This window comes from Paracoccus sp. (in: a-proteobacteria) (genome assembly GCF_039808215.1).
Lineage (GTDB): Bacteria > Pseudomonadota > Alphaproteobacteria > Rhodobacterales > Rhodobacteraceae > Paracoccus.
Genome location: NZ_JBDHSP010000065.1, coordinates 1 through 16,731, shown reverse-complemented (window position 1 = coordinate 16,731; position 16,731 = coordinate 1). Strand labels below are relative to the sequence as shown.

Sequence of the window (16,731 nt, the reverse complement as noted above, 5' to 3'; positions counted from 1 at the left end):
TGGCGTCGCCGCTGACGATGCCAGCCAAAGCCGCGCCGCATGATCAAGCCGCGTCACCCAAATTCAGCCATAGCTCTGTCGGGATCCTGTTCGAGCAGTTCTTCGAAAAAGGCTCGGTGCGGGGCAAGCTTTCCATGCCCTTTGGGACGTCCCTGGGGCAATGGCTCAGCATGCCCCTTGGTTCTGATCGCCCGGCCCCAACGTGCTCCGGTCGCCGGCGAGAGCTTCAGCCGCAGCGCCGCCGCCCGACCGCTCAGGCCCTCTTCAATATATCGCTGAAACCGCGTCCGAAGCGCCGACGGCAAGGGTGCTGACATGATCCGTCCTCCCAGACAGAAGGGAATCACGATCCGCACTGCGACGGAACCCCAGCGATTCAGGGTTCAACAGAAATGCTTTAGCAGCTTAACTGAGCATATTCCGCTGGGTCAGGACACTCTTTATGTCAGCTGTCGCGCGCCTCGACGGTGGCTCGGAGCCATTTGGGGCTCTGTCCGCAGTTTGCGCCGGTTTTTCCAGGTCGCGCGCCCGGACCTTCCAATCGCTGCGACAGGCGCCTGCCCACCGCCTGCCAGCGCCGGAACCGCCAAGGGCCGCGCTGGACATTGCGCGGGCCGTGCCGCTATCCCATAGGCTGACAGGTGACATCGACCATCGACGAGGGCGGCATGAGCGGCGACAGGCAGGACCAACCCGTGCCACTGAACCCCGAGGAAACGGATCTTGATCCCAAGGCCGCTGCAGCCGAAATCGCGGCCCTGGCCGATCTGCTGACGCGGGCCAACCGCGCCTATCACGGCGAGGACGCGCCCTTCATCCCGGACGCCGAATTCGACGCCGGCAAGCGCCGCCTGGCGGCACTGCAGGCGCGCTTTCCCGGGCTTGCGCCGACCGACAGCCCGACCGGCCAGATCGGCGCCGCGCCGGACGGGCGCTTTGGCAAGGTCGGCCATCGCCTGCCCATGCTTTCGCTCGAGAACGGCTTTTCCGCCGAGGATGTCGAGACATTCGTGCAGCGGCTGCACAATTTCCTCGGGCTGGCGCCGGATGCGGCGCTTGCCATCACCGCCGAGCCGAAGATAGACGGCCTCTCGCTTTCCCTGCGCTATGAGGGCGGCCTGCTGGTGCAGGCTGCGACCCGCGGCGACGGCACCACGGGCGAGAACGTGACCGCAAATGCCCGCACCATCGCCGACATTCCGCAGCGCCTGGCGGGTACGGATTTTCCCGCGGTGCTTGAGGTCCGCGGCGAGTGCTATATGTCGCATGCCGATTTCGCGCAGCTGAACCTTGCCGAAACCGGCCGGGTCTTTGCCAATCCGCGCAATGCCGCCGCGGGGTCGCTGCGCCAGCTTGACGCCGCGGTGACGGCGGCGCGGCCGCTGCGCTTCTTTGCCTATGCCTGGGGCGAGGTCAGTGCGCCCTTTGCCCGCACCCAGACCGAGGCGATCGCGGCGCTCGGCCGCTTTGGTTTTCGGACCAATCCGCTGACCCGGCTTTGTCATTCCGTGCGCGAGATGCTGGCTGCCTGGGCCGAGATCGAGCGGCAGCGGGCCACGCTGGGCTATGACATCGACGGCACCGTCTACAAGGTCGACGATCTGGCGATGCAGGCGCGGCTGGGCATGCGCGCGACCACGCCGCGTTGGGCGCTGGCGCACAAGTTTCCTGCCGAACGCGCCTGGACCCGGCTTGAGGGCATCGACATCCAGGTGGGGCGCACCGGCGCGCTCAGCCCGGTGGCGCGGCTGGCGCCGGTGACCGTGGGCGGGGTGGTGGTCTCGAACGCGACGCTGCACAACGAGGATTACATCGCCGGGCGCAGCGCCGACGGGCAGCCGATCCGCGAGGGCAAGGACATCCGGGTGGGCGACTGGGTGCAGGTCTATCGCGCCGGCGACGTGATCCCCAAGGTCGCCGATGTCGACCTGAGCGAGCGCCCGGCCGGGGCCAGCGCCTTCACATTCCCGACCGCCTGCCCGGAATGCGGCTCGGCGGCGCTGCGCGACGAGGGCGATTCGGTGCGCCGCTGCTCGGGCGGGCTGATCTGCCCGGCGCAGGCGGTCGAGAAGCTGCGCCATTTCGTTTCGCGCGGCGCCTTCGACATCGAAGGCCTGGGCGCGAAGGTAGTCGAGGAACTGTTCCGCGACGGCTGGATCCGCGAGCCCGCCGACATCTTCACCCTGCGCGATCGCCACGGCCCCGGCCAGTTGGCGCAGCTCAGAAACCGCGACGGCTGGGGCGAGAAAAGCGCCGCAAGTCTGTTTCAATCCATCGACCGCCGGCGCGAGATCGCGCTGGCGCGGCTGTTGTTCGCCCTGGGCATCCGCCATGTCGGCGAGGTGGCGGCGCAGGACCTGGCGCGGCATTTCCGGGACTGGCAGGCGCTGGAGGCCGCGCTTGACGCAGCCTTTCCGGCCGCCGAGGGCTTTCGTCTGGCCGAGGAGGCGGTGCTGGCCGAGCGCACCCGCGCCCAGGTCGAGGGGCGGCGGCCGCGGCTGGCCGAGACGCGCGCCGCGACTCTGGCCGCGGCCGCGGTGCCTGCGGCCGCGGCGGCGGCCTGGGATGACCTGATCGCAGCGGACGGCATCGGCCCGGTACTGGCCCTGTCGCTGACCGAGGCCTTCGCCAATCAGCGCGAACGCGCGGCCATCGACCGCCTGGCGGGGATGCTGACCATCCTGCCCCCCGAGGCGCGCGCGACCGACAGCGCGATCACCGGCAAGACCCTGGTCTTTACCGGCACGCTGCAGAAGATGACCCGGTCAGAGGCCAAGGCGCGGGCCGAGGCGCTGGGGGCGCATGTCGCGGGCTCGGTCTCGGCCAAGACCGATCTGCTGATCGCCGGCCCCGGCGCGGGATCGAAGGCCGCCAAGGCCGCGGCGCTGGGCATCAGGGTCATCGACGAGGACGAATGGCTGACGATCGCGAAAGCATGACGCCGGGGCGGCCTCCGGCCCTGTTCCCGCTGTTCGCCGGGGTCGACACCCTGCCGGGGGTTGGTCCGCGCGCCGCCGAGGCCATGGCGCAGCTGGGCGTGACGCGCCTGCGCGATCTGGTGCTGACGCTGCCGCATTCCGGCATCCGCCGCCGCCCGATCGCAGAGCTGGCCGAGGCCCGCCCGCCCGAGATCGTGACGCTTGAGGTCACGGTCACCCGCCACAACCCGCCGACGGCCAAGGGCCGGCCCTGGCGCGTGCATTGCACCGATGGCCGCGCCGATCTGCAGCTGGTGTTCTTTCACCCGCGCCGCGACTGGCTTGAACGGCAGCTGCCACCGGGCGAGCGGCGCCTCATCTCGGGCAAGATCGAGCTTTTCGACGGCATGGCGCAGATGGTCCATCCCGACCACGTCGGCACGCCGGCCGAGCCGCCGCCGCCCGGGTTTGAGCCGGTCTATCCGCTTTCCGGGCGGCTGACCCAGGGGGTGATGCAAAAGGCGGTGCAGGCGGCGCTGACGCATCTGCCCGCCGCGTCGGAATGGATCGACCCCGGCCTCCTGGCGCGCGAGGGCTGGCCGGACTGGGCCGCGGCGCTGCACGCGGCGCATGCGCCCGCGGGTCCGCAGGGCCTGTCGCCCGCCGATCCCGCCCGCCGGCGCCTGGCCTATGACGAGCTTTTCGCCCATCAGATGACGCTGGCGCTGCTGCGCCGCGACCGGCGGCGACAGGCCGGGCAGGTGACGCAGGGCGACGGGCGCCTTTGCGACCGGGTGCTGGCCGGGTTGCCCTGGCCGCCGACCGGGGCGCAGCGCCGCGCCTTGGCCGAGATCGCCGCCGACATGGCGGCGCCGCGGCGGATGAACCGGCTGCTGCAGGGCGATGTCGGGGCCGGCAAGACGCTGGTCGCCTTCCTCGCGCTGCTGACCGCGGTCGAGGCCGGCGGGCAGGGGGTGCTGATGGCCCCGACCGAGATCCTCGCGCGCCAGCATCTGCGCGCGCTGGAGCCCTTTGCGGCGCTGGCCGGTATCCGCATCGAGGCGCTGACCGGGCGCGACAAGGGCGATGCCCGCGCCAATATCCTGACCGACCTGGCCGAGGGCCGCATCGACATCCTGCTGGGCACGCATGCGGTGATCCAGAAGACGGTGACCTTCCACGACCTGCGCCTTGCCATCATCGACGAGCAGCACCGTTTCGGCGTCAACCAGCGGATGGAACTGGGCAGCAAGGGCGGGCATCTGGCGCCCGACATGCTGGTGATGACCGCAACGCCGATCCCGCGCTCGCTGGCGCTGGCGCAGTTTGGCGACATGGATCTGTCCGTGCTGGACGAAAAGCCTCCGGGCCGACAGCCGGTCAGGACCACCGCGATCCCGGATAGCCGCATCGAAAAGGTGGTCGCGCATCTGGCGGCAGCGCTCGCGCAGGGCAGGCGCGCCTATTGGGTCTGCCCGCTGGTCGAGGAAAGCGAGGTCGTTGACCTGACCGGCGCCGAGGCGCGGTTTCGCGCCCTGCGCGCGCGCCTGGGCGAGGGCGTGCGCCTGGTGCACGGCCAGATGCCGGCCGAAGAGCGTGACGCCGCCATGGCCGATTTCGCCGCCGGCCGGGCGCAGATCCTGGTCGCGACCACGGTGATCGAGGTGGGCGTGGACGTGCCCGAGGCGACGATCATGGTGATCGAACGCGCCGAAAGCTTTGGCCTGGCGCAGTTGCACCAGCTGCGCGGGCGGGTCGGGCGCGGCGCGGGCGCTTCGAGCTGCCTGCTCATGTATCAGGAACCGTTGTCGGAAAGCGGTCGCCGCCGGCTGGCCATCCTGCGCGACACCGAGGACGGCTTTCGCATCGCCGAGGAGGATCTTGCCATTCGCGGCGCCGGCGATGTCATCGGTACCGCGCAGTCGGGCCTGCCGCGCTTTCGCATCGCCGATCTGGAACGCCAGGCGGCGCTGATGGCGCTGGCGCGCAAGGATGCGCAGAGTTTCCTGGAACTCGACCCCGCGATGCAGGGCGAGCGCGGCCGCGCCGTGCGGCTGCTCTTGTGGCTGATGGAGCAGGATCGCGCCATCCGCCTGATCCAGGCCGGCTAGCGCGCATCGGAGTTCTTAAAAAGTTCTTTACTTTTGCCGCGCCAGATGAGAACAAATGGTAAACAACCCCAGGAGAGTTCCCATGAACCGCGAATTCCTCTCTGACCTGCTTGGCAGCATCGCGATCTCGGTGACGGCGATCGTCCTGTTCTCGCTGCCGACGGTGCCGCTGGCCTGATCCTGCCCCGCGCAATCGCGGCCCCTTTCGCCGGGGCGCCGCACCCGTTCCCCGGGCGATCCTGCGCGCAACTGCCGGCCCCCAGGGGCCGGCCTTTTCATGTCGCAGATGCGTCGATGGCACCCAGAAGCGCCTCCCATGCCAGCAGGATCGAGGCATGGCGGTTGGGAAACTCACGCGCCGGCAGCAGCGCCTCGAGCGCCTCGAAAGGGGCCGCGGGCGGGGGCGCGTCCTCTTTCAGCATGGCCTGCAATTCGTCGCGGGCGCGGGCGATCTCGTCGCGGCGCCGGCCCAGCGCCAGCTGGCCCAGCACTCCGGCCGAGGCCTGGCCCAGCGCGCAGGCCCGCACCTCCTGCGCGAAATCGGCGATGCGGCCATCGGCCATCACCACATGCGCGGTGACCGAGGAGCCGCATTGCGGCGAGCGCCGGTGCGCGCTGCCGGTCGGATGCTCAAGTCTGCCCAGATGCGGGATGTCCGATGCCAGCGCCAGGATGCGCCGGGAATAGAGTTGCATCAGATCGCTGTCGGACATGGTCTTTTCCCCTGTAGCCGCCGGGTCTAGATAGGGATCGCCAAGCCGAAAGGAAAGCCGATGTTCGACCCCGCCAGCCTGAAATACGACACCAATGGGCTGATCCCCGCCATTGCCCAGGACCACCGCAGTGGCGAGGTGCTGATGATGGCCTGGATGAACGCGCAATCCGTGCAGAAAACGCTTGAGGACACGCGCGTAACCTACTGGTCCAGATCAAGACAGTCGTTCTGGGCCAAGGGCGAAAGCTCGGGTCATGTCCAGCGGCTGGTCGAGATGCGCGTGGATTGCGACCGCGATTGCCTGCTGTTGCTGGTCGAGCAGACCGGCCCGGCCTGCCACACCAATCGCCAAAGCTGTTTCTACACCGCGATCCGCGCCGGCGCCGAGGTCGAGATCATGGCGCCTCAGAACCCCAGCATCTGACGCAGTTCTGCCGTGGTCATGCCCTCGGCGCGAAACAGGCGCAGGGCACGGGCGTCGTCGCGCTTGGCCAGCCGCTTGCCCCTATCGTCGCGGATCAGGCGGTGATGGTGATAGCGCGGGACCGGCAGGCCGAGCAGCTTTTGCAGCAGGATATGGATGAAGGTCGAATCGAGCAGGTCCAGCCCGCGCGTGACCAGCGTGATCCCTTGGGCCGCGTCATCGACCACCACCGAGAGGTGATAGGACGTGCCCATCCCGCGCCGCGCCAGCACCATATCGCCGACGCCGGAGATGAAGTCCTGTGCGCTCAGGCGATGCCGCGTGCCCGTGCCCTCGTCCTGGAAGGCGATTTCGTTCAGCCCGAGATGCGCAAGGGCGCGGGCGGCATCCAGCCGGATCGCGTCCTCGGACCCGGCGTCGTGCATGTCGCGGTGGCGGCAGAGGCCGGGATAGACCGGGCCATCGGGACCGATCACCGGCGACGCACCTTCCTGCGGGGCCGAGAGCGCCGCCCGGATGTCGGCGCGGCGGCATTGGCAGGGGTAGGTCAGGCCCATTGCCGTCAGCCGCTCCAGTGCCGCGTGATAGGCGGGCAGGCGCTTGGATTGGCGCATCACCGGCAAAGGCCAGTCGAGGTCCAGCCAATGCAGGTCCTCAGTGATCAGCGCCTCATATTCGGGGCGGCAGCGGCTGTGGTCGATGTCCTCGATCCGCAGCAGGAATTGCCCCGGATCGGCCAGTTTCGCGGCGGTCAGCGCGGCGAAGGCATGGCCCAGATGCAGCGGCCCGGTGGGTGAGGGGGCGAAGCGGGTCCGGATCAAACCTGTCCTGCAAGCCATTGGTTGAAATCGGCTTTCGCGCGGTCTGTATAGGCCGGGTAGCGGTCCTTGCGGCCCTTGCGGCCACCGCGCATCGCATCCAGCGGCGGGTAAAGACCAAAGTTCACGTTCATCGGCTGGAAGGTTTTCGCATCCGCCCCGCCGGTGATGTGATGGACCAGCGCCCCCATCGAGGTCGTCGGCGCGGGCGGGGCCAGATCGCGCCCCAGCGCCTCGGCGGCGGCGATGCGGCCGGCGAGCAGGCCCATGGCGGCGGATTCGACATAGCCCTCGACGCCCGTCACCTGACCGGCAAAGCGCAGGTTCGGACGCGCCCGCAGCCGCAGCCGGTCGTCGATCAACCGCGGTGAGTTCAGGAAGGTGTTGCGATGGATGCCGCCCAGACGCGCGAAGCTGGCGTTTTGCAACCCGGGAATGCGGCGGAACACCTCGGTCTGCGCGCCGTATTTCATCTTGGTCTGGAAGCCCACAATATTATATAGCGTTCCCAAAGCGTTGTCACGCCGCAGCTGGACCACGGCATGGGGTTTCTCGGAGGGATTATGGGCATTGGTCAGGCCCACCGGCTTCATCGGGCCGTGGCGGAGCGTCTCGCGTCCGCGCTCGGCCATGACCTCGATCGGCAGGCAGCCGTCGAAATAGCCCGCCGTCTCGCCCTCGTGGAACTCGGTCTTGTCGGCGGCCAGAAGCGCGTCGATGAAGCCTTCGTAGTCCTCGCGCGTCATCGGGCAGTTGATATAGGCGGTGCGCTCCGCCTCGGTCTCGCCCTTGTCGTAGCGGCTTTGCAGCCAGCAGACCTGCATGTCGATGGTCTCGGCATGGACGATGGGGGCGATGGCGTCGAAGAACGCGAGCGAACCTTCGCCGGTCGCCGCGAGGATCGACTGGCCCAGCGACGCCGAGGTCAGCGGCCCGGTCGCCACGATCCAGCGGCCCTCGCTGGGCAATTCGCGGATCTCGCCGGGGGCGAAGCTGATCAGGGGTTCCGCCCGCAGGGCCCGCGTGACGCCTTGCGAAAAGGCGTCGCGGTCCACGGCCAGCGCGCCGCCGGCGGGCAGGCGGTGGCGGTCGGCCATGGCCATGATGAGGCCATCCGCCGCGCGCATTTCCCAATGCAGCTGCCCCACGGCGTTCATCTGGTCGTCGTCGGAGCGAAAGCTGTTCGAGCACACCATCTCGGCGCAATTGCCGCTGCGATGGGCGAAGGTCCCGACCCCGGGGCGCATCTCATGCAGCACGGCGGGCACGCCCGCGCGCGCGATCTGCCAGGCGGCTTCTGACCCCGCAAGCCCCGCGCCGATGATGTGGATCGGTTCCATGTCCTGCCTCTTTGCATCAGGCGGGCGTGATAGCATCGGCGCCCGGCAAGAGAAAGGGCGGCATCCGCTGGGAATGCCGCCCGATCACGATGACTGCTGGCCGGGATCAGCCCTCGGCGGCTTCCTCGGCGCCTTCTTCCGAACGCAGGCCCGAGGGCGCGGCGATATTGGCGATCACGAAGTTGCGGTCGATGGTCGGCTTGACGCCCTTGGGCAGGTCGATGTCCTCGATGTGGACGACATCGCCGATCTGCTTGCCGGTCAGGTCAACGGTGATGTGATCGGGAATATCGGAGGCGGTCACCATCAGTTCGACCTCGGGGCGCACGACGGTCAGCGTGCCGCCACGCTTGAGCCCGGGCGAGGCTTCGTGGTTCACGAAGTTCACATGAATGAACAGGTTCACCCGGGTGTCGCGGTGCAGGCGCAAGAAGTCGATATGCGTCGGCAGGTCCTTCACCACGTCGCGCTGCACGGCGCGGCAGACCACGCGCACGTCGTCCTGGCCTTCGACCTTCAGGTTCCACAGCGTGGACATGAAGCGACCGGCGCGCAGCTTGGTCAGCAGCGAGTTGAATTCGATCTGAATCGGCTGCGGCTCCTTGCCGTCGCCGTAGACGATACCGGGCACCTTGCCTGCGCGGCGAGCTTGGCGGGCGGCCCCCTTGCCTGTCCCCGCGCGTGCCTCGACCACCAGATCAGGGATCTCTTTGGCCATCTTGCTATTCCTTTGTTGACGGTTCGCGGCCATCCTCCAAGGGTGCATGGCCGAAACCGGGCCTATAGCGGCAATGCGCCGGGAAGTGAAGCGGCAATTCCGCCGCATTGGCGATTTATACAGCTTGCCAGTTGCTGCCATTGCCGGCATGCCATGGGCATATCGTCCCTGGGTTGTTGTTTTGCACCGTATTCATTCGTTGGACTACCTCAAGCTGTGCCTGGCCGTGCTGGTGGCATTCGCACATACGTCATGGATGCAGACCAATACCACGCCGCTGCTGTTCGTGTTGGGCAACGGGCTGATGCGGCTGATCGTGCCGCTGTTCTGCATCGTCACCGGCTATTTCCTGCAATCCGCGGTGGCGCGCGGCAAGGGGCGGCAGTGGCTGTGGCGGGTGTTCCTGCTCTATGCCTTCTGGATGCTGCTTTACCTGCCGTTCTGGCTGGGCGAGGTGCATGGCCTCTTGTCGCTGGTCAAGGTGCTGGTGCGGGGTTATTTCCACCTGTGGTTCATGGCCGGCATCCTCTTGGCCGGGCTGATGATCCTGGGGCTGCGCGCCATCGGGGAAAGATGGCTGCCGGGCTGGCACCGGCTGCTGGTCCTGGCGGCGGCGGTCTGCGCGGTCATCGGCGTCGGGCTGCAATATGTCGATCTGTCGGGGATCGTGCATGTCGGCGCGCACAAATATGCGAACGGGCTGTTTGCCTGCTTTCCCTTTGTCAGCATCGGCTATCTCTGCGGGCGGCGCGCAGCGCGGCCGGGGTCCGACTGGCCGGGGAAGGACCGGCGCCTGCTGGTCGCGGCAATCGTTGGCGCCTGCCTGCTGATGGCCGAGGCCTGGCTGGTGCAGGACCGCTGGGGGGTCATGGTCATGCTCGACATTCCGCTGGCCAGCTATCTCACCGCGCCGCCGCTGTTCCTGCTCATTCTTGCCACACGGATGCCGCGGCCGCCGATCCGGCTCGATCCGATCTCGGCGGCGATCTATTTTCTGCATGTCATGGCCTTGCAGCTGGCGCGCGCGCTTGGCGTCACCGAGCTTGCCGGGCTGATGCTGTTCGCGCTTGGTCTGCCCACGCTGGTTGCGCTGGCCTGCAGCCGCCTGCCGCTGCCCGGGCTTGGCACGGACCCCGCCCGCCACGGCCCGGTCGTGGGCGCCGGGGGCGATCAGGCATAGGGGGTCAGGAAGGCCGGCGGCACCAGCAGGTTGTGGCGGCCGACATTGCCGATGTCGCGCTCGCCGCAAAGCGCCATGCTCACGTCAAGCTCGTTGTGGATGATCTCCAGCGCGCGGGTCACCCCGGCCTCGCCCATGGCGCCAAGCCCATAGACAAAGGCGCGGCCGATATGCGTGGCATGCGCCCCCAGCGCCAGCGCCTTCAGCACGTCCTGGCCCGAGCGGATGCCGCTGTCGAGATGGATCTCGACCTGGCTGCCGACCGCCTTGACGATCTCGGGCAGCATGCGGATCGAGCTGACCGCGCCATCCAGCTGCCGCCCGCCGTGATTGCTGACGATGATCGCGTCGGCGCCGAAACCGGCGGCCATGCGCGCGTCCTCGGGGTCGTTGATGCCCTTGAGGATCAGCTTGCCGCCCCAGAGGTCGCGGATGCGGGCGATCTTGTCCCAGTCGAGCTGGGTGTCGAACTGCTCGGCGGTCCAGCTGGACAGCGACGAGGTGTCGCCGACGCCCTTGGCGTGGCCGACGATATTGCCGAAGCTGCGCCGTTTCGTCTGCAGCATCTCGAGGCCCCAGCGCCATTTCGTCGCCAGGTCCAGCAGCACCGGCAGCGTCAGTTTCGGCGGCGCCGACAGGCCGTTCTTCAGATCCTTGTGGCGCTGGCCGAGGATCTGCAGATCCAGCGTCAGCACCAGCGCCGAGCAATTCGCGCGTCTCGCCCGCGCGATGATGTTTTCCAGAAACTCCTGGTCGCGCATGACGTAAAGCTGGAACCAGAACGGTGCCCGCACCGCCGCGGCCACATCCTCGAGCGAGCAGATCGACATGGTCGACAGCGTGAAGGGCACGCCGAAATCACGGGCAGCGCGGGCGGCCTTGATCTCGCCGTCGGCCGATTGCATGCCGGTCAGACCGACCGGCGCCAGCGCCACCGGCATGGCGACCCGCTGCCCGATCATCGTGCCGGCAAGGCTGCGGTTCGACATGTCCACCGCGACGCGCTGGCGCAGCTTCAGCTGCTGGAAATCCTCGCTGTTGGCGCGGAAGGTGCTTTCGGTATAGCTGCCGCTTTCAGCATAGTCGTAAAACATCCGCGGCACGCGCCGGCGGTAGATGCGCTTGAGATCCTCGATGCAGGTGATCACCGGCATGGCTTGCGCTCCTTCTTCAGGTTCCGGGGTCGGAGGCGCAGCCGGGATCATCCGCGGGGCAGTCCGGCGGCGCCAGGGGTTCGGCGGCCAGCGCCTGCGCCCTTTCGCGCAGGGCGCGGGCGCGGCTTTGCAGATCGGACCCGGCCGGGGCCGCGCCGCCCTGTCCGGCCAGCGCCCGGCCGCGGACATCCAGCGCCGCGGTGGCCGGGCCCGGATCGGTGGCGGCATCCGCGGCATGGGCCGGCAGCTCCGGCGCCGCCAGCAACCGGTCGGTGGGCATCAGCGCCGGATAATCACCAGTCATGTCGCCGCAGCCCGCCAGCGCGGCCAGCGCCAGCATGGCGCGGATCGGCCCGAAATTCATCCCATGCCCCCGCAGTTTCATGGCCGGACCATAGGACCGCGGGCAAGGCGGGGGCAAGATGCACTCTTTCGCGCCGCCCGCGCCGCATCTAGAAGGGCGCATGGCACGCACCCATGGCTCGAGGGCCGAGATCACCGGACCGCTGATCCGCGACGCCGCCCGGCGGCTGTTCGCGCGGCAGGGCTTTGCCGCGGTGTCGATGCGCCAGATCGCCGCCGAGGTGGGGGTGCAGGTCGGTACGCTGTATGGCTATACGCCGGACAAGCAGGCGCTGCTGGCCGACCTGTTGCGCGGCCATATGGAGGAATTGCTGGCTGCCTGGCAGGACGATCCGGCCCGTCCGGCGCTTGAGCGGCTGGAGACCTTCCTGCGCTTTCACATCCAGACCAGCCTTGAACGGCCCGAGGCGGTGTTCCTGGCCTATATGGAGCTGCGCAGCCTGACGCCGCAGAACCGCGCCGCCATCGCCGCGCTGCGCCGCCGCTATGAGGATGCGCTGCAGGCGATCCTGATCGCCGGCCAGGCCGAGGGCAGCATGACGGTGCCCGACACGCGCCTGGCCAGCATGGCGCTGATCGCCATGCTGACCGGCGTCACCAACTGGTATCGCGAGGGCGGGCGGCTGGATCAGGAACGCGTGACCGCGGTCTACCGCGACCTCGTGCGCGGCGCGGTGGGCGCGAATCCTCTTTTCAACGCCCGCGCCTGATCCGATATAGGTTGGCATGAGCCTGCCGCCCCAGTTCCTTGACGAGATCCGCGCCCGCGTACCCCTGTCGCGCGTCATCGGGCGCAAGGTGGTCTGGGACCTGCGCCGCTCGAACCAGGCGCGCGGCGACTGGTGGGCGCCTTGCCCGTTTCACGGCGAAAAGACCGCATCCTTTCACGTCGATGACCAGAAGGGCTTTTATTACTGCTTCGGCTGCCACGCCAAGGGAGATGCGCTGACCTTTCTGCGCGAGGCCGAGGGCATGGGCTTTCTTGACGTGGTGGCACTGCTCGCCGCCGAGGCCGGGCTGGCCATGCCCGAGCGCGACCCGCGCGCCACCGAACGCAGCGACCGGCGCAACGAACTGGTCGAGGTCATGGAGCAGGCGGTGCGCTGGTTCCGGCTGCAGCTGGGCATGGGCGCAGCCGCGGATGCGCGTGCCTATCTGGCCCGGCGCGGGCTGGATGATGCCACCTGCGAACGCTTTGGCATCGGCTTTGCCCCCGACCAGCGCCAGGGTCTGTTCAACGCCCTGCGCAGCAAGGGCGTGGCCGAGGCGGCGATCGTGGATGCCGGCCTTGCCGCCCGGCCCGACGGTGGCGGCGCGCCCTTCGACCGCTTCCGTGGCCGCATCATCTTTCCGATCCGCGACGGGCGCGGGCGCTGCATCGCCTTCGGCGGCCGGGCGATGGATCCGAACGCGCGCGCCAAATACCTGAACTCGCCGGAAACCGCGCTGTTCGACAAGGGCCGCAATCTTTACAATGTCGGTCCGGCACGGGCGGCGGTGGCCAGGGGCGCGCCGCTGCTGGTGGCCGAGGGCTATATGGACGTGATCGCGCTGGTGCGCGCCGGGTTTGAGGGCGCCGTGGCGCCGCTGGGCACCGCGATCACCGAAGAGCAGCTGCGGCTGATGTGGCGGGTCTCGCCCGAGCCGGTGATCGCGCTGGACGGCGATACGGCGGGCTTGCGCGCGGCGATGCGGCTGATCGACCTGGCGCTGCCGATGGCCGCGCCCGGGCAGGCGCTGCGCTTTGCCTTCCTGCCGCAGGGGCTGGACCCGGACGATCTGATCCGCGCCCGCGGCCCGGCGGCCATGGCGGCGATCCTTGACGAGGCGCGGCCGCTGGTCGATCTGCTGTGGCGGCGCGAAACCGAGGGCCGGGTTTTCGACAGCCCCGAACGCCGGGCGGCGCTGGACAAGGCGCTGGCCGATGCGGTGGCGAGAATCCCCGACCGGGACACGCGCGAGCATTACCTTTCGGCGCTGAAGAACCTGAAATGGGAACTGTTCGGCCCGCGCCGCCGCGATGCTGCGCCGCGTCCGGCGCGCGCGGGCTGGCAGGGTCGCGAGGCGCGGCTGCAGCCCGTGGCGCCGGTGGCCTCGACGCGGGCCTCGCGCCTGTCCTCGCCCGAGGCCGGCGAGGACGAGGCCGAAGCGCTGATCGAGGCCATGGTGCTGGCGATCTGCGCCACCCATCCCGGGCTGATCGGCCCGGTCGAGACGCGGCTTGAACGGCTTGAGCCGCAGGACGCCGGACGGGCCGCGCTGATCCACGACCTGCTTTCGGGCGCGCAGTCGCAGGCGGGCCAGCGCGCCCTTGAAAGCATCATGGCCGAGCCCCATGTGAGGGCGGCCCCGGCGATCCTGCGCCCGCATGACGGCGATGCCGCGGCGGGAATCCTTGCCAATGCGCTGGATCGCATCGAGGCGCGCCGCTCGGCCCGCGAGGAGGTCGCCCGCGCCGAGGCCGAGATCGAGGGCCTGGCGGATGAGGGGCTGACCTGGCGCGTGACGCAATCGGCGCGGGCGCTGGACCGGGCGGACCGGCCCTCGCTGTCGGGCATGGCCGAGCAGGGCGAGGACAGCGAGGCGTTCCGGGCCATCCTGGACGCGGCGCTGAAAAACGAGATCTGGCGCAAGCCGCGCCGCTGAACCGGTGCGAATCGCACGCGCCGAATCACTCCGGTTCCCGCCGGACCGCGGGCTTTGAAACTGCCCGCGATTCGCGCTAGAACTCTCCGACAGCCGACCCCGATTCGCGCGATTCGCGAATCATCGTTTCAAGGGAACCAGCATGGCAGCCAACGACGACGACCAGAAGCCCGACAGCAAGGACGACGATCATTCGCTGGACATGTCGCAGGCAGCGGTCAAGCGCATGATCGCCGAGGGGCGCGAGCGCGGCTTCATCACCTATGACCAGCTGAACGCCGTGCTGCCGCCCGAACAGGCCAGTTCCGACCAGATCGAGGATGTGATGTCCATGCTCTCGGAGATGGACATCCGCGTGGTCGAGAGCGACGAGGAGGCCGAGGAGCCCGAACAGGGCGGCGCGCTGGCGACCACCGCCTCGGGGTCGCGCGAGGTGGCGATCGCCACCACCGAGACGGAGAAACTGGACCGCACCGACGATCCGGTGCGCATGTATCTGCGCGAGATGGGCTCGGTCGAACTGCTCTCGCGCGAGGGCGAGATCGCCATCGCCAAGCGCATCGAGGCCGGGCGCAACACGATGATCGCCGGCCTGTGCGAAAGCCCGCTGACCTTCAAGGCCATCACCCTCTGGCGCCAGGAACTTCTCGAGGAAGAGATCCTGCTGCGCGACGTGATCGACCTTGAGAACACCTTCACCCGCGCGATGGACGATGAGGGCGAGGAGGAAGAGGTGCTCGAGGCGGAAGGCTCGGGTCCGGCCGCCGCCCCCGTCCGCGACGAGCAGGAACTGGACGCCGACGGCAACCCGATGAGCCGCGGCGAGGACGAGGACGACGAGGATGACGGCCAGAACCTGTCGCTGGCCGCCATGGAGGCCTCGCTGAAGCCGCGGGTGCTGGAGACGCTCGAATCCATCGCCCAGGGCTATGAAGAACTGGCGCATATGCAGGACAACCGCATGTCCGCCACCCTGAACGAGGACGGCAGCTTTTCCGCCGCGCAGGAAAGCGCCTATCAGGAACTGCGCAGCCGCATCGTCGGCCTGGTCAACGAGCTGCATCTGCACAATGCCCGTATCGAGGCGCTGGTGGACCAGATCTATGGCATCAACCGCCGCATCGTCACCATCGATTCCGGCATGGTGAAACTGGCCGACGCCGCGCGCATCAACCGGCGCGAGTTCATCGACGCCTATCGCGGCAGCGAGCTTGATCCGACCTGGGTCGATCGCATGGGCGAGAACAAGGGCCGCGGCTGGCAGGCGCTGCTTGAGCGCTCGCGCGGGCCGGTCGAGCAGCTGCGCGGCGAAATGGCCATGGTCGGCCAGCATGTCGGCGTCGACATCGAGGAATTCCGCCGCATCGTCGCCCAGGTGCAGCGCGGCGAGAAGGAATCGCGCCAGGCCAAGAAGGAAATGGTCGAGGCGAACCTGCGCCTGGTGATCTCGATCGCCAAGAAATACACGAACAGGGGCCTTCAATTCCTTGACCTTATTCAGGAAGGCAATATCGGCCTGATGAAGGCCGTGGACAAGTTCGAATATCGCCGCGGCTACAAGTTCAGCACCTATGCGACCTGGTGGATCCGCCAGGCGATCACCCGCTCCATCGCCGACCAGGCCCGCACCATCCGCATCCCGGTGCACATGATCGAGACGATCAACAAGCTGGTGCGCACCGGTCGCCAGATGCTGCACGAGATCGGCCGCGAGCCCACGCCCGAGGAACTGGCCGAAAAGCTGCAGATGCCGCTGGAGAAGGTCCGCAAGGTGATGAAGATCGCCAAGGAGCCGATCAGCCTTGAAACCCCGATCGGCGACGAGGAGGACAGCCAGCTTGGCGATTTCATCGAGGACAAGAACGCCGTCCTGCCGCTGGACAGCGCCATTCAGGAAAACCTCAAGGAAACCACGACAAGGGTTCTGGCCAGCCTGACCCCGCGCGAGGAGCGGGTGCTGCGCATGCGCTTTGGCATCGGCATGAACACCGACCACACGCTGGAAGAGGTGGGCCAGCAGTTCAGCGTCACCCGCGAACGCATCCGCCAGATCGAGGCCAAGGCGCTGCGCAAGCTCAAGCATCCCTCGCGCTCGCGCAAGCTGCGCAGCTTCCTCGACCAGTAAAATCGTATCTTGACAGTCGCTTGACACGATTTGGTGCGCCGCTTTATCGTTCGGCGCACCTCTGTGTCAAGGATACGTTCGATCCGCTGGCACCCCTATTTATACGGGCGATGGTTCAGGTTATGACCAAGCCTTGGGTCTATGGGGCTATGGCTGAAAATGGGTGATGGGGCCTGAGAAGGCGGCGTATCGTGGCGGGTGTCGAAGCCTGCCAGAACC

General features: G+C 68.2%; 14 protein-coding genes. 8 read left to right on the top strand and 6 right to left on the bottom strand.

Annotated elements, in window-relative coordinates; translation table 11 throughout:
• The 3 genes from WMK75_RS15515 to recG form a co-directional block, all read left to right on the top strand.
• On the top strand, positions 1 to 314 hold a 314-nt coding region (locus WMK75_RS15515), incomplete at its 5' end, for a hypothetical protein (RefSeq protein ID WP_347268516.1).
• 354 nt (positions 315 to 668) lie between these two features.
• Positions 669 to 2,939 (top strand): NAD-dependent DNA ligase LigA, encoded by a 2,271-nt coding sequence (gene ligA, locus WMK75_RS15510; protein WP_347268517.1) that lies wholly within the window; start codon positions 669 to 671, stop codon positions 2,937 to 2,939.
• Positions 2,915 to 5,029, top strand: a complete 2,115-nt coding sequence (gene recG / locus WMK75_RS15505; RefSeq protein ID WP_347268515.1) for an ATP-dependent DNA helicase RecG — start codon at positions 2,915 to 2,917, stop codon at positions 5,027 to 5,029. Before ligA ends, recG begins: the two co-directional genes overlap by 25 nt.
• A gap of 275 nt (positions 5,030 to 5,304) precedes the next feature.
• Here the strand turns inward: recG and WMK75_RS15500 are convergent, their stop codons facing one another.
• Complete coding sequence (locus tag WMK75_RS15500; RefSeq protein WP_347268514.1) at positions 5,305 to 5,742, bottom strand: iron-sulfur cluster assembly scaffold protein; 438 nt, start codon at positions 5,740 to 5,742, stop codon at positions 5,305 to 5,307.
• A 60-nt stretch (positions 5,743 to 5,802) separates the two neighbouring features.
• On the opposite strand from WMK75_RS15500, the gene hisI reads away from it, so the two are divergent.
• On the top strand, positions 5,803 to 6,168 hold the full coding sequence (gene hisI, locus WMK75_RS15495) for a phosphoribosyl-AMP cyclohydrolase (protein WP_347268513.1): 366 nt from the start codon (positions 5,803 to 5,805) through the stop codon (positions 6,166 to 6,168).
• Here hisI and gluQRS read toward each other — a convergent pair.
• The 3 genes from gluQRS to WMK75_RS15480 form a co-directional block, all read right to left on the bottom strand.
• The gene (gene gluQRS / locus WMK75_RS15490) at positions 6,150 to 7,007 is read right to left on the bottom strand and encodes a tRNA glutamyl-Q(34) synthetase GluQRS (protein WP_347268512.1); all 858 of its coding nucleotides are present in this window, start codon (positions 7,005 to 7,007) and stop codon (positions 6,150 to 6,152) included. The two genes, hisI and gluQRS, sit on opposite strands and share 19 nt — an antisense overlap.
• Positions 6,986 to 8,326 (bottom strand): methylenetetrahydrofolate--tRNA-(uracil(54)-C(5))-methyltransferase (FADH(2)-oxidizing) TrmFO, encoded by a 1,341-nt coding sequence (gene trmFO / locus WMK75_RS15485; protein WP_347268511.1) that lies wholly within the window; start codon positions 8,324 to 8,326, stop codon positions 6,986 to 6,988. Before trmFO ends, gluQRS begins: the two co-directional genes overlap by 22 nt.
• 106 nt (positions 8,327 to 8,432) lie before the next feature.
• Positions 8,433 to 9,044 (bottom strand): 50S ribosomal protein L25/general stress protein Ctc, encoded by a 612-nt coding sequence (locus WMK75_RS15480; protein WP_347268510.1) that lies wholly within the window; start codon positions 9,042 to 9,044, stop codon positions 8,433 to 8,435.
• A gap of 199 nt (positions 9,045 to 9,243) precedes the next feature.
• On the opposite strand from WMK75_RS15480, the gene WMK75_RS15475 reads away from it, so the two are divergent.
• Entirely contained in the window at positions 9,244 to 10,224 is a 981-nt protein-coding gene (locus WMK75_RS15475) for an acyltransferase family protein (protein WP_347268509.1), read from the top strand.
• Here WMK75_RS15475 and WMK75_RS15470 read toward each other — a convergent pair.
• Both WMK75_RS15470 and WMK75_RS15465 read right to left on the bottom strand, forming a co-directional pair.
• Positions 10,215 to 11,378, bottom strand: a complete 1,164-nt coding sequence (locus tag WMK75_RS15470) for an alpha-hydroxy acid oxidase (protein ID WP_347268508.1) — start codon at positions 11,376 to 11,378, stop codon at positions 10,215 to 10,217. The two genes, WMK75_RS15475 and WMK75_RS15470, sit on opposite strands and share 10 nt — an antisense overlap.
• 16 nt (positions 11,379 to 11,394) lie before the next feature.
• Positions 11,395 to 11,763, bottom strand: coding sequence for a hypothetical protein (locus WMK75_RS15465; RefSeq protein WP_347268507.1), 369 nt, complete (start codon positions 11,761 to 11,763; stop codon positions 11,395 to 11,397).
• 79 nt (positions 11,764 to 11,842) lie between these two features.
• Between WMK75_RS15465 and WMK75_RS15460 the strand changes: the two genes are divergently transcribed.
• The 3 genes from WMK75_RS15460 to rpoD all read left to right on the top strand — a co-directional run bounded on the left by WMK75_RS15460 (position 11,843) and on the right by rpoD (position 16,512).
• The gene (locus WMK75_RS15460; RefSeq protein ID WP_347268506.1) at positions 11,843 to 12,451 is read left to right on the top strand and encodes a TetR/AcrR family transcriptional regulator; all 609 of its coding nucleotides are present in this window, start codon (positions 11,843 to 11,845) and stop codon (positions 12,449 to 12,451) included.
• A 16-nt stretch (positions 12,452 to 12,467) separates the two neighbouring features.
• A complete protein-coding gene (gene dnaG, locus WMK75_RS15455; protein WP_347268505.1) occupies positions 12,468 to 14,387 on the top strand; it encodes a DNA primase in 1,920 nt (639 codons plus the stop codon).
• 142 nt (positions 14,388 to 14,529) lie between these two features.
• A complete protein-coding gene (gene rpoD / locus WMK75_RS15450) occupies positions 14,530 to 16,512 on the top strand; it encodes an RNA polymerase sigma factor RpoD (protein WP_347268504.1) in 1,983 nt (660 codons plus the stop codon).
• Positions 16,513 to 16,731: the final 219 nt, after the last annotated feature.

Bases quoted from the DNA above. Each gene is read 5' to 3' on its own strand.
- ligA (WP_347268517.1), top strand. From the start codon at position 669: ATGAGCGGCGACAGGCAGGACCAACCCGTGCCACTGAACCCCGAGGAA.
- recG (WP_347268515.1), top strand. From the start codon at position 2,915: ATGGCTGACGATCGCGAAAGCATGACGCCGGGGCGGCCTCCGGCCCTG.
- WMK75_RS15500 (WP_347268514.1), bottom strand. From the start codon at position 5,742: ATGTCCGACAGCGATCTGATGCAACTCTATTCCCGGCGCATCCTGGCG.
- hisI (WP_347268513.1), top strand. From the start codon at position 5,803: ATGTTCGACCCCGCCAGCCTGAAATACGACACCAATGGGCTGATCCCC.
- gluQRS (WP_347268512.1), bottom strand. From the start codon at position 7,007: ATGGCTTGCAGGACAGGTTTGATCCGGACCCGCTTCGCCCCCTCACCC.
- trmFO (WP_347268511.1), bottom strand. From the start codon at position 8,326: ATGGAACCGATCCACATCATCGGCGCGGGGCTTGCGGGGTCAGAAGCC.
- WMK75_RS15480 (WP_347268510.1), bottom strand. From the start codon at position 9,044: ATGGCCAAAGAGATCCCTGATCTGGTGGTCGAGGCACGCGCGGGGACA.
- WMK75_RS15470 (WP_347268508.1), bottom strand. From the start codon at position 11,378: ATGCCGGTGATCACCTGCATCGAGGATCTCAAGCGCATCTACCGCCGG.
- WMK75_RS15465 (WP_347268507.1), bottom strand. From the start codon at position 11,763: ATGAAACTGCGGGGGCATGGGATGAATTTCGGGCCGATCCGCGCCATG.
- WMK75_RS15460 (WP_347268506.1), top strand. From the start codon at position 11,843: ATGGCACGCACCCATGGCTCGAGGGCCGAGATCACCGGACCGCTGATC.
- dnaG (WP_347268505.1), top strand. From the start codon at position 12,468: ATGAGCCTGCCGCCCCAGTTCCTTGACGAGATCCGCGCCCGCGTACCC.
- rpoD (WP_347268504.1), top strand. From the start codon at position 14,530: ATGGCAGCCAACGACGACGACCAGAAGCCCGACAGCAAGGACGACGAT.